Origin of the sequence: Acinetobacter sp. D009 (assembly GCF_038562025.1) — a bacterium.
Classification (GTDB): domain Bacteria; phylum Pseudomonadota; class Gammaproteobacteria; order Pseudomonadales; family Moraxellaceae; genus Acinetobacter; species Acinetobacter pittii.
Genome location: NZ_CP151886.1, coordinates 1,592,179 through 1,604,533, shown reverse-complemented (window position 1 = coordinate 1,604,533; position 12,355 = coordinate 1,592,179). Strand labels below are relative to the sequence as shown.

Annotated in this window: 9 protein-coding genes and 1 pseudogene; 8 read left to right on the top strand and 2 right to left on the bottom strand. The window is 38.4% G+C overall.

From position 1 onward, the window contains the following. Window positions 1–2 precede the first annotated feature (2 nt). On the bottom strand, window positions 3–272 hold the full coding sequence (locus AAC388_RS07580; protein ID WP_306308256.1) for a hypothetical protein: 270 nt from the start codon (window positions 270–272) through the stop codon (window positions 3–5). 457 nt (window positions 273–729) lie between these two features. On the opposite strand from AAC388_RS07580, the gene AAC388_RS07575 reads away from it, so the two are divergent. Together AAC388_RS07575 and AAC388_RS07570 are read left to right on the top strand one after the other, a co-directional pair. Further along, on the top strand, window positions 730–1,320 hold the full coding sequence (locus AAC388_RS07575; RefSeq protein WP_002115726.1) for an ANTAR domain-containing protein: 591 nt from the start codon (window positions 730–732) through the stop codon (window positions 1,318–1,320). Continuing rightward, window positions 1,321–2,343 carry an ABC transporter substrate-binding protein gene (locus tag AAC388_RS07570; protein WP_086355320.1) on the top strand — a complete coding sequence of 341 codons (1,023 nt, stop codon included), beginning with the start codon at window positions 1,321–1,323 and terminating at the stop codon, window positions 2,341–2,343. A 5-nt stretch (window positions 2,344–2,348) separates the two neighbouring features. On the opposite strand, the pseudogene AAC388_RS07565 reads toward AAC388_RS07570, so the two are convergent. Beyond that, window positions 2,349–2,464: pseudogene (locus tag AAC388_RS07565) on the bottom strand (hypothetical protein). Window positions 2,465–2,971: 507 nt separating this feature from the next. Between AAC388_RS07565 and sbnA the strand changes: the two are divergent. The 6 genes from sbnA to AAC388_RS07535 all read left to right on the top strand — a co-directional run bounded on the left by sbnA (window position 2,972) and on the right by AAC388_RS07535 (window position 12,222). After that, window positions 2,972–3,976 (top strand): 2,3-diaminopropionate biosynthesis protein SbnA, encoded by a 1,005-nt coding sequence (sbnA, locus tag AAC388_RS07560; RefSeq protein ID WP_005068826.1) that lies wholly within the window; start codon window positions 2,972–2,974, stop codon window positions 3,974–3,976. A 21-nt stretch (window positions 3,977–3,997) separates the two neighbouring features. Further along, the gene (gene sbnB, locus AAC388_RS07555) at window positions 3,998–5,011 is read left to right on the top strand and encodes a 2,3-diaminopropionate biosynthesis protein SbnB (protein WP_017403031.1); all 1,014 of its coding nucleotides are present in this window, start codon (window positions 3,998–4,000) and stop codon (window positions 5,009–5,011) included. Window positions 5,012–5,082: 71 nt separating this feature from the next. Beyond that, complete coding sequence (locus AAC388_RS07550) at window positions 5,083–6,723, top strand: IucA/IucC family protein (RefSeq protein WP_342371563.1); 1,641 nt, start codon at window positions 5,083–5,085, stop codon at window positions 6,721–6,723. A gap of 3 nt (window positions 6,724–6,726) precedes the next feature. Next, a complete protein-coding gene (locus tag AAC388_RS07545; RefSeq protein WP_342371435.1) occupies window positions 6,727–7,932 on the top strand; it encodes an MFS transporter in 1,206 nt (401 codons plus the stop codon). Continuing rightward, window positions 7,929–11,456, top strand: coding sequence for an IucA/IucC family protein (locus AAC388_RS07540; protein WP_342371434.1), 3,528 nt, complete (start codon window positions 7,929–7,931; stop codon window positions 11,454–11,456). The genes AAC388_RS07545 and AAC388_RS07540 overlap by 4 nt, the downstream gene beginning before the upstream one ends. Then, on the top strand, window positions 11,449–12,222 hold the full coding sequence (locus AAC388_RS07535) for an aldolase/citrate lyase family protein (RefSeq protein ID WP_342371433.1): 774 nt from the start codon (window positions 11,449–11,451) through the stop codon (window positions 12,220–12,222). Before AAC388_RS07540 ends, AAC388_RS07535 begins: the two co-directional genes overlap by 8 nt. The last annotated feature ends 133 nt before the right edge of the window (window positions 12,223–12,355 follow it).

Here is a 12,355-nt window from a genome sequence, read left to right as displayed (position 1 = left end):
CCTCAAATCACGTTGCTTTTAAGCTGCGTTATTGCGTTCTCAAATAGACGTTGTTTTTTTGCCTTGTGTTCTACCGAGAAGCGAATCAATCTCACAAAGCATGTAGCTGCTTGGAATCCATTTTTCCCACTCGTTAATGACACCCAATGCACAGCAAAGTCATAAAAAGAAATAAAAAAAGCGAGCCCCCTCATAGAGAAGGCTCGCATCGCTGGAACTGAAAAATTAGATAATTCAGATGTAACTTTTTTATGCAATAAAAATAAAGACATGGCCTTCACTCCGACTGAACGTAAATTCTTTGTGTGCACAGTTGCACTCACAAATTCGATCAGAACGGACATCGTTGGCCGTCTTTAAAAACTTATGGTCGTCTTCGACCTATAATTAAGTAAGCATTTTGCATGCCAATCCTTATACAAATTTAATTTAAAAATTTTTTATTTTTAATTTCATATAGATATAATTTCGCCAGCTATCTTATAAAAATAATGTCTTATTCTATTTGCCCCATCGCTGTACACTTAAATGGTTAAGATAAAAATATGTCTTGCCACAAAATGAATCGTATTTTTGCACCAAGACTGACCACATTAATTCTTTAGCTCGCTGAAATGCCACTTAAACTGGATTTTTTGTTTAGTTTTGGATGGCACTAATCTTGCTTAAAACCTGGTAACAAAAAACGCGTCGAATTGGCGCATTTTCTTAGCCTGATTTTCTGAACTTATGCCAAAACTCAAAATAGCCCTTATTGATGATGATCATGCGCGAGCAGACTATATAAGAAAAAGTCTGCTTGAAAATGATTTTGAAGTGGTCGCTTGTCTTACTTTGGACCATTTAAATATTTTTCGTCTCGAGCATTTACAAGCCGATGTGATCTTGCTCGATATGGATCATCCTCATCGTGACATTATTGAAAGTTGTGTGAGTAGCTATGATCTACCGACTGTTCTGTTTACTAAAAATTCAGATAAAGACACCATCAAACAAGCCATCGATGCGGGAGTAACGGCTTATATCGTAGATGGCATAGACCCTGCCCGCTTACATACCATTTTAGAAATCTCGATTGAGCAATATAAAAAACACAAAAAACTCGAAGGTGATTTAAAAGAGGCTCAAACAAAACTGGCTGATCGTAAAGATGTTGAAAAGGCCAAAGTGTTACTCATGCAACTCCACGGTCTGCCTGAAGATACAGCTTTCCAACTTCTCAGAAAAAATGCCATGAGTCACCGTATAACGATTGGAGAAATGGCACGGCGGTTACTTGATGCCCAAAAATTACTCAACAATCAACTAAAGGATGAATAAATGAGCACATTAGAAAAGACTCAATTACAACTCGGCTATATTCCTTTGCTTGATTGTCTTGCATTGCTTTGGGCAAAACAAAGAGGCTTCTTTGAGGAAGTCGGTTTAGACGTCACTTTAGTTAAAGAAGCATCTTGGGCAAGTCTTCGAGACCGTCTTGCTTTTGGTCTATTAGATGCAGCGCATTGCTTATCTGCAATGTTACCTGCGGCGGCTGTCGGCACAGATCAAATTGGCACGCCACTACAAACATCACTCGTTTTAAGTGAAAACCGTGCTTTCATTAGCTTAAGTCAAAAACTTACTCATCAACTTGCAATTCAAAAAAATGATACGGCTCAAGTAACGGCTCAAAAAGTGGCAGATTATCTCGAACAAGGTCACTCCATTTCTTTAGCGCATGTATTTAAGCATTCTATTCATCATTATTGTTTAAGAGAGTGGCTCGCCTTAGCAAACCCTGAACTTGCACAATCTATCCAGCTTAAAACATTACCGCCACCTTATATGGTAGAAGCATTAGACAAACATGTGATTGATGGTTTTTGCGTCGGAGAACCATGGAATACTCAAGGCGAGCTTTTAGGCTTAAGTAAAATGATTTGCTCAAGTCAAAACATTATTCCACCTGTGGCTGATAAGGTTTTAGCCGTAACTCAAGAATGGGCTGAACAGCATCCACAAACACTGGTTGCACTCACCACGGCAATTATGAAAGCCCAACAAGAATTGAGTGAGTTAGACGATTTTGCTCCAATTTTAAAATTATTAGTCGAGTTTGGAATTGTGCGCTTCCATTGTTCAGAAGAAGTACATGTCGACAAATACTATATGATTCAGGATATTGTCCGTCATTTAGTAAAAGAAAGTGCACTTCCAAAAGTAGAAGACTTTTATTGGCTGCTCGAGCAAATGCAAAAATGGGATGAACTTCAACTCGACCAAGCACAAATCACAAGCTTGGGTGCTCAATGCATTGATCTTGAGGCTTATGAACAAGCTAAACAACGCTATCGTTCATAACTTTTCTACTTATCAAATCGCCATAAAAAAAGCTGTCTTTTATGACAAAGACAGCTTGAAAGACCCATAAGACAAAATGCGAAACACGCATTACTATATTTTCTAGGCTCAACTGATCCATTGAAAATATAGCGCTTATGGAAATGATCATATCTATCTAAGCGTATCATTTTCAGACATTTTCATATCAATAACTGCCACTTGATCAATTTCAGTTCATTATTCAAAGCATCTTAAGTCAGTCTTTAAATATTTATCTCTTCTTTAAGCCTTAAATCTACCCATGCTCAAGACAGAATAGTGATGCATCAATTACGCGGATGAGGTCATAAATTTCATTTTATTTCTTCAAAAGAATTTCTCGCATCTGTCTTAATTAAATTAATTTTTTTAGTTCTAAAGTAATTTATTGCCTATGTCATTATATTTAAAAAGATTTATTTATTAATCCTTTTGTAAAACTTAAATATTACGATTCAAATAATTAGATAAAAAAAATTAGTGAAAAATCCTCTAAGTCCCTCCTGTTTTTAGTTACAAACCGCAACAATCATGGCACAAATGGTAATAATAATTAAATTAATAATCATTATCATTCACACCACATAAAAACCTGAGAAGATCTACCATGATCCATGAAAATATTCTCGACTGCATAGGTAAAACGCCACTACTACAATTATCAAGGCTATTCACGCATCAATCGATCTCAGTGATTGCGAAAATGGAATTGTTAAACCCAGGAGGAAGTATTAAAGACCGTCCGGCATTATTCATGCTACAGGAAGGCCTGAAATCTGGAGTGATTAATAAAGATAGTCATATTGTTGAAAGTTCATCAGGGAACTTAGCGATTGCGCTTGCAATGGCTTGCAAAATATATGGATTAAAATTTACTGCCGTTATTGACCCGAAAATTGCCTCAGCAAACTTACAAATGTTGAAGCTCTACAAGGCCAATATCGAAATGGTCTCTGAAAAAGATCAAAACGGCGGTTATTTAAAAACCAGAATTGACACTGTAAAACGACTCTGCCAACAGCTTCCAAATGCTGTTTGGATTAATCAGTATGCAAACCCAAATAACTGGAAAAGCCATTATTTTGGAGAAGCAGAAGAAATCCTAAATCAAATTGATCGCAAGATTGACTACCTCGTGATTGGGGCAAGTACCTCTGGCACGATTATGGGCGTATCTCGTCGCCTTAAAGAAAGATTTCCAGAATTAAAAGTGATCGCAGTCGATATCGTCGGCTCTGTGTTGTTCGGTGGTACATCTGGTCCACGCGAAATTCCCGGGATTGGGGCAAGTACTGTCCCACCGCTACTCTCCCCCGATGAAATTGATGATGTCATTTATGTAGATGACTATGAGTCGGCACTCGGTTGCAGAGAACTTCTTGAACACGAAGGAATCTTTGCTGGCGGTTCAAGTGGCTCATCAATTTCAGCCATCAAAAAACTGATTCCAACCATTCCTGATGGATCGTGCGTCTTAACACTGTTGCCCGATCGCGGCGATCGTTATCTCGATCTTGTTTATGAAGATGAATGGTTCGAAATGATCAAGAAGCGTCACTTCAATCGAAACTTACGACGCCAAGAAAACCTTACTTTACAAAATGTTGTTTAACCTTCTCCTTAGGAAATATTCATGAGCAATTTGGCTACCCTTCGCTATTTAAGTCAATCAGATTTATTAAATCTTGGCGCAAATCATAGTAATTCATTTATTGAAGCAATTACTGAAGGTTTAACCCTGCATGCAAATAAACAGTTTGTTCAACCTTTAAAACCTTATCTTCGCTGGCAAGGTGCAGACCATATTGCCGACCGTATTATCGCAATGCCTTGTTATTTAGGCGGCAACGACCCGATTGCTGGAATCAAATGGATTGGTTCAAGACAACATAACCCTAAAAAATTCAATATTCCGCGTGCCAGCGCACTGATTGTTTTAAATGACTCAGAAACAAATTATCCAGTTGCGGTGATGGAAGGCAGTCTCATCAGTGCCATGCGAACTGCGGCAATTACTGGTGTTTCGATTAAATATCTAGCGAAAAAAGACTTTTCAGACATTACTGTAATTGGCTGCGGTCCAATTGCTCAAATGCAAATTAAAACTGTGCTTGAACAATATGCTCAAGTGAAAAAAGTACATTTATTTGATGTAAACCCTGAAGCAGCTGAAAAACTCAAAGCGTTGTTTTTATCAGAATATCCACATCTAGAAATTGAAATTCATGACAGTGCTAAGTCTGCGATTCAGCAAGCTGATGTCCTCATTACCTGCACAGTCTCAGATAAACCTTACATTCCATTTGAGTGGCTTAAAAAAGGCTGCTTTGTTTCAAATATTTCAATTATGGATATCGAGCCTGAAGTCTTCTTAAAAGTCGACAAAGTGATTGTAGATGACTGGGACCAATCAAACCGAGAAAAGAAAGTCATCAATGTACTGGTTGAAGATGGCTTATTCAGCCGTGAAAAACTACATGCTGAACTTGGCGACATCATTATTGGTCATAAAAACGGCCGCGAACACGAAGATGAAATCATTTTGCTCAACCCAATGGGCATGGCGATTGATGACATTGTCTGCGCTAAATGGTTCTTCAATGCTGCACAAGAACAAAACGTTGGTACGGTTCTACCGCTTTTATAAGAATAGGAATAACTAAAATGTTAGATCGGATTTACACAGCACAACTACAAAAAACGATAGATGCACTCTACATGGAGAATTATGGAAATTTTAAAGATTATATTTCCTATAAAAAGCCTTATCTGGCAATTACTCTCAATGATGAGTTGGAACTCTATTTCAGCTGTTTAAAAGTAGATGGTGTAAATCCTCTCTATGTTACCCAATCCGAAGTTTTGCTTCATAACCTATTGAGCAATACAACTTCTAAAATTTCTATTTCTGAAGTTTTTAACTATTTAACCCAAGCAACTTGGTGGCCATCTCCACACCATCAAAAAGCGATTGATTATTGGCTCGACAACTTAGTAACGGCTGAAAAAATTCCTCAAATTTTACAGTCAGCCCTTTCATTTTCTTCGCCTTTGATTACTAGTGAATTGCTATCGCTGGTAGCTGACCGTCCATTTCATCCATTCGCTCACTCAAAAGGTGAACTTACACCACTCACAACTCAAAAAGAAATTGAGGTGTATTGGTGGGCATTTAAGAAGGATGACGTCATCAACAATATGGAGTCGATTCCTCATAAAGAGCTTCTGTTATCAGAAGTTGAGGAAAGTCATATTGCTCACAAAATGGCTCAGCTTTCAGATGATTACTTAGCCCTGCCTTTGTTAGAGACGCAACATCGCTATTTAAAGTTTGAAGAAAATAAGTACGACGGTATTGACCTAAACCATGTCACCACAATTGGTTTACCGACTTCTTCTTTAAGAACGCTTATTCACAACACAAACCCTACTCTGCACTTAAAACTCTCGACCAACGCCAAAACATTAGGTGCAATCCGCTCTATGCCAGGCCGTTATTTAATGAATGGTCATACGGCTTATGATTTTTTAAATGACGTCATTAATGAAACTGCTCTAATAAAAAATCGTCTCTTTTTGAGCAATGAAACCCACTGGTGGGTGCTGGGTAAACAAGAGCCGATTGTAAAAAATTTAGGTGTAATCGGTTGCCAAGTCAGACATTTACCTGACTTTTGCCAAGATAAAAATGTCACGCCAATTACTATGTCAGCTTTAAGCTGTACCTATGTTGACCCATGGGAAACTTTAGGCGTTGAAGGTGACAAATGGTCATTACTAAAAGACTTAAGTGTTCATTTTATTCAAACATTCTTAACACTTTGGGCACAAGGAATCATGCCTGAATGCCACGGGCAAAACACCATGGTGTGTTATGAAAATAATAAGTTGAAATGCTTTATTTTACGTGACCACGATACCTTAAGAATATGTACCACAGCCATTGAAGAAAGTGGTTTTACTCCTCCGGTTTATACCATTGACACGAGTACACCGAACAATCTTATCTTTACTAAAAATGAAGACTTATTTAATTACTTCATTACTTTAGGGATTCAAATTAACCTCTACCCGATTGCTTTAGCGACCTTGAAATATACAGATCGTACAGAAAGCGATTTTTGGGAGATGGTTCAAGATATTATTCAAGATTTTGTAGAAACCCAACCTATTTCAGAACAAACAAAATCTCAAATTCAAACCTATCTTTTTGACAATAAGACTTGGCCATTCAAACAGCTACTTACGCCTCTACTAGCGCAAGAAAGCGACTCAACAGGCATGCCAAGTAAAATCGGAACTACGCCAAACCCTTATCAGAGCTTATCTGTTTCTAGCTATGAGACCATGGATATCTAAATCATGCGCTCATCTCGCCTAGATCATTTCATTATTTTGCTCTGTCAGTTTTTTTCCACTTTTGGACTTATGGTGCTTATTCCGATCATGCCGCTCTATATGGAAAAACTGACGGCGCATATGAGTGCTCCCACTATCTGGGCAGGTTTGGCACTCGCGGCTCCGGCTATTGGCAGTTTATTTACCGCACCGATTGTGGGTCACCTATCCGACACATTCGGCCATAAAAAAGCCTTGTTACTTTCTCTGGCAGGTTTCTGTATTTCAATACTGCTCATGGCGAGCGCCCAGCATTTATACCTGTTTATTTTCGCGCGAATTTTACTCGGTTTTTGCGGTCTTTCTGTGATCTTAAATGCCTATATTTCATATCTTTCTAATGAACAACAACGTGGTGCCGCTTTTGGGCAACTACAAAGTAGTGTTGCGCTCGCTTGCCTATGTGGTCCCGTGCTCGGCGGGATATTTATGGATCAATGGCGGGTTGAAGTATTACTCAACGCGACAGCATTTGTTGTGATGACCTTAATTTTGATTGCGTCATTTGTATTAACCAATCCCGTTAAAGCAGAGGTCACAAAAACCAAAGAGAAATCCAAGCTTCCGGCTTTCTTTGATAGAACGATTTTTTCATGGTTAAGCGCCGGCATTTTGGTTCAAGCCGGCGGTTTTGGTTTGGTGTCCTGCTTCGTTTTATACATTAGTGAAATAAGCCAAAGCACTCACTCATCGTTATCTGCTGCGAGTTTAACGGGCACCATTCATGCGCTTTCATGGGGAGCAGCCTTTATTGCTGCAACCTATTGGGGGAAAAGAAATGATGATAAAGGAGATTCTTTTAATAACTTCATTTACGCATCTTTAATTTGCGGCATCACGATATTCGCATTGATATGGGTTTCTAATCTCTGGCTGATTCTTGTATTACGACTCATACAAGGCTTCTGCTTTGCAGCCCTTATTCCTTCGATCTTACACACAATTTCTCTAAAAGCCGGCGCTCAAAGCCAAGGAAAAGTGATTGGTATTTCTAACAGTGCCTTTGTCTTAGGACAACTTATTGGCCCAATCACGATCACGCTCACCTACTCATTTTTCAATATTACTGCTGCATTAATCTGCACCTCACTATTTTTTATCGGTGCGGGATTAGTGGTGATTTTGAACAGATTCTTAATGGATACAATTTTAGAAGAGGCACAAGAATGAACTCAATTATTACAACCGATGCATGGTCTTATAAACTTTTCGAACAGTACCTGAATACTTTCTTTCGTGAACTCAAAGTAAATCTTGAAAAGCATATTATCCCAGCTCAAGATTCTCCTTTATTCACCCTATATGCTGAGCAACCAGACACACTGTATTTTGCTTATACGTTTAATGCGTCTAACACGATTGTTTATGGTGCAGTTCAGCATCTTTCAACTACGGGTTATCACCGATATCAACGTGGTTTTGTCCTGCAAAACTTAAACGACAATACATTTGACTCACTCACCAACCCTAAACAGTTAGTGAAACTGATTACAGATGAGTTGAATAGTCTATTTAAAGATAAAAACCAAAATAAGAACCTGTACTCCGATATTGCCAATAGTATCGAAAATACAAAATTCTTTTTAGAAAATAAGCCTTCCCAAACAGCAACTAAAGCGTTAAGCGGTTTTCAGGCTACGGAACAAGGCATGTTATATGGGCACCCTTTTCATGTGACCTCTAAAGCCAATTTAGGTTTCTCTAAAGAAGACATGAAAAAATATAGCCCTGAGTTAGGCGCAAGTTTCCAACTTCATTACTTTGCAATCCATTCTTCTTTAATCCAAAAGCTTGTAAGTGAAGAACAGCTTTCTCATCGTATTGAAGATGAAGTTTTAAAAACTGCAAAAGAACGTTTACAAGAAAACTTAGCAAATTACGAGCTAATGCCAACCCATCCGTGGCAAGCCAATTTCTTACTTCAACATCCATCTTTAAAGAAACATTTAGATAGCCAAGACGTTATTTATTTTGGAGCTTTAGGTCAAACCGTATGGCCAACCTCATCTGTTCGTACAGTGTGGTTACCTAAATCGAATCTATTCTTAAAGCTCTCCATTGATGTGCGAATTACCAGTTTCATTCGTAATAACCCAATGGATGAAATGGAACGTGCCATTGATGCAAGCAAAATTATTATCAATCATAAGATTAATGAGCAATATCCAGACTTTGTGATTCTGCCGGAGTTAGAGGCGAAAACAGTCAAAATTCCAGAGCTTGAAAGTTCATTTGGCATTATTTATCGAGCAGGACTCACGCCAGATGTATTAGAAAATACCCGAATGCTGGGCGGCTTGGTTGAAGAAAATGAAAACTATGAAATCCCGCTTTTAAGCTTTATTCAGCAAGCGGCACCCAACCAAAATCTACAATCGAAAGACGCGAAAGACTTCATTACTTTCTGGTGGAAACAGTACGTTAAAGTTTCACTCATTCCATTAATTGAGTTGTTTGCAAATAAAGGCATTAGCGTAGAAGCGCACATGCAAAACAGTTTAATGGAATTTAAAAACGGCTATCCACATCGCCTTATTCTTCGGGACATGGAAGGCATTAGCATTGTTCCAGAAATGATAGAAGATGACTCATCTATTTCTGAAGATAGTACCGTTTGGTTCTCTCAAAAAGATGCTTGGACCTTTTTAAAATATTACCTTGTGATCAATCACATTGCTCATCTTATCAGTGCAATTGCACGAGTTACCGTGGTTGAAGAATCTGAACTTTGGCAAGCCACACGCCTTACGCTCACGCAAGAAAATTTTAGCGCCAAAGGCCAGCAATATCGCGATTTATTAATTAATTCACTCACATTACCAATTAAGGCAAATATGTTAAATACGCTCTATCACAGTGGTGGCAATCCAATCTGGATTGAAGTTGAAAACCCTATTTATAAATATCGCGGTGCAGAAGCGCTTTGCCCTCTTCAAGCAACACAACAAACCGATTATAAAACTCTCGCGGAAAATCGCGTGATGGGCCAATTATTAGAAGCACTCATTTTTGAAAATACTTTTAAATACGAGTTTTCTAAAGGTCAGATCAAGTTTTATATTTCCGATACTGTTTTTTATACCTGTGCGGCCAAACGACATTTCAGTTTTAAACGAATTAAGTTAAATCCTTCGAGTTTAGTCCGTTCTGATATTAGTTTAGATGCTGAAACTCGTCCTAGCTTAAAAACGCTACTTGCCGATTTAAAAAATATTATTGAAGCTGACCCAGTTAAATGGCAAAACTTTAATGATGAACTCAATTTAACTTACGTTAAACATGCGCAGACTTTGAGCCAAGTACCTGCCCAACCTTTAAGAACTTTGCCTTACTTAGAACAAGAAGCGCGGATTACCAACGCCCATTTATATCACCCGAGTTTTAAGTCTCGTATCGGCTTCGATTTAAAAGAAAATCAAAAATATGCACCAGAGCTTTCTGAAGGTTTTACGGTTCAATGGGTGGCAACTCATAACAGTTTATGCAAACTGGTTTTAAGTGAAACCATTAACTTAGAGCAGCTTTATAAACAGCATTTTTCAGAAAAAGATCTACAAGCCATTAACGATCAATTGAAAGAGCAAAATATAGATTTTAAAGATTATATCCTCACCCCAATTCACCCGTGGCAGTGGGATAAAATTATTGAATTATATTATCAAGATGCAATTAGCAACCAACTGATCATCCCGTTAGATATTGAAGGTCCGACTTATTTACCGCAACAGTCGATTCGCACATTATCAAATATTAGCGACATCTCGGCGCTTTCTCTTAAATTGGCAATGAACTTGGTCAATACTTCTACCTCTCGAGTATTGGCGCCACATACCGTTCAAAATGCGGCAAAAATGAGTGACTGGCTTTATAACATTGTTGAGCAAGATCATATTTTAGAAAAACAGCGCAAGCCTGTTATTTTAAGAGAGATTGGCGGCCTTTCAGTGAACCAGCAAATTGCGCTACCTGTTCAATACGGCGCACTCGCCTGCATTTGGCGCGAAAGTATCTACAGCTACTTAAAAGAAGGCGAATCAGCAACGCCTGTAACGGGTCTAATGCAAGTTGATACGGACCAAAAACCACTAATCGATGAGTGGATCCAAGAGTATGGTATTGAGTTCTGGTTAGAAAAATTACTTACCAATGCTTATTTACCAATCATGCATATTTTATGGTGCCACGGCCTCGCTTTAGAATCACATGCACAAAACATGGTATTAATTCATAAAAATGGTTTACCTGTTAAAGCGGCTTTGAAAGATTTCCATGATGGAATTCGTTTTAATCGTCATCTTTTACGTGAGCCGAACCTTTTACCCAACTTACAAGATGCGCCAAAAGAGCACGCCAAGATTAACCCGAACTCGTTCTTGGAAACCCACTCTCCAAATGAGTTAAGAGACTTTACTCAAGATGCGCTTTGGTTTGTAAATCTGGCTGAGTTAGCGATTTTCTTAAATGAACATTATGACTTCGATGAAATCAAATTCTGGACCATGTTAAGAACCATCATTAATCAACACAAAGAAGCTCACCCAGAGTTTGCCGAGCGATATGAATTGTTTAACTTTACAGATGACACCATTGATATTGAACAGCTCGCAAGCCGCCGTTTCCTTCCGGAAATTCGCTTAAGAGTACAAACCACACCAAACCCGCTCAGCCTTATTAAGGAAATTGAATATGAATAAGCATTCGATTTCTTTTAAGAAACGAATAGCAAATGGCGAGACGCTCTACGGAATCTTTTGTTCCGTAGCTTCTCCAATTAATATCGAGCAAATGGCACTTGCGGGCTACAACTTTATTATTATCGACTTGGAACATACTTTATTTAGTACGTCTCAAGTCGAGACCATGATTTTAGCCGCTAGAGCCATGAGTCTTGATGTCTTTGTCAGGGTGCCGTTAAACGCCAACCATTTAGTTCTACCTCTGCTCGATGCAGGGGTAACGGGTATTGTTTTTCCGCGTATAGAAAATGCTCAGCAGGCAAAAGAAGCCGTGAACTATTGTCATTATATGCCTCTTGGGCAAAGAGGTCTCAACTCGACAAGGTTAAATCGATATGGCATAGATGATTTAGCTAGTTTTGTTCAACACGCAGCAAACGAAACGGTTGTCGTTGCCATGATTGAAAGCTTGGAGGGACTAGAACAACTAGATGAAATATTAAAAGTTGAAGGTATTGATATTATTCTGGAAGGTGCTGCCGACCTTTCTCAATCTATGGGAATGCCATGGCAATCTAGCCATCCAAAAGTGAAAGAAAAAGTTCAAGAGATGTATGCTAAGACTAAAAATAGTCAAAAGCATTTCTGTGCTATTCCCCGACAACCTGAAGATATTGCGGCATGGAAACAACAATCCGTTCAGCTTTTTGTACTCGGTGATGACCGCAGCATTATTCGCCGTGCTCATCAAAATCATTTGAATTCTTATAAAGAAATCTCATAAATTTTCAGTTGTGTAGAGCGATGGGTGCACCTTCCTCTACACAACAATTAATAAAAATAAATTTTATTATTTTTTGTCCAACAACGATATTGTGAATTACAATCATTCTCACTTATAATTCGACAAATTTAAA

Excerpts from the sequence above, each read along its gene's own strand:
- AAC388_RS07540 (WP_342371434.1), top strand. The coding sequence starts at position 7,929 with ATGAACTCAATTATTACAACCGATGCATGGTCTTATAAACTTTTCGAA.
- AAC388_RS07575 (WP_002115726.1), top strand. The coding sequence starts at position 730 with ATGCCAAAACTCAAAATAGCCCTTATTGATGATGATCATGCGCGAGCA.
- AAC388_RS07580 (WP_306308256.1), bottom strand. The coding sequence starts at position 272 with ATGTCTTTATTTTTATTGCATAAAAAAGTTACATCTGAATTATCTAAT.
- AAC388_RS07550 (WP_342371563.1), top strand. The coding sequence starts at position 5,083 with ATGGAGAATTATGGAAATTTTAAAGATTATATTTCCTATAAAAAGCCT.
- AAC388_RS07535 (WP_342371433.1), top strand. The coding sequence starts at position 11,449 with ATGAATAAGCATTCGATTTCTTTTAAGAAACGAATAGCAAATGGCGAG.
- sbnB (WP_017403031.1), top strand. The coding sequence starts at position 3,998 with ATGAGCAATTTGGCTACCCTTCGCTATTTAAGTCAATCAGATTTATTA.
- AAC388_RS07570 (WP_086355320.1), top strand. The coding sequence starts at position 1,321 with ATGAGCACATTAGAAAAGACTCAATTACAACTCGGCTATATTCCTTTG.
- sbnA (WP_005068826.1), top strand. The coding sequence starts at position 2,972 with ATGATCCATGAAAATATTCTCGACTGCATAGGTAAAACGCCACTACTA.
- AAC388_RS07545 (WP_342371435.1), top strand. The coding sequence starts at position 6,727 with ATGCGCTCATCTCGCCTAGATCATTTCATTATTTTGCTCTGTCAGTTT.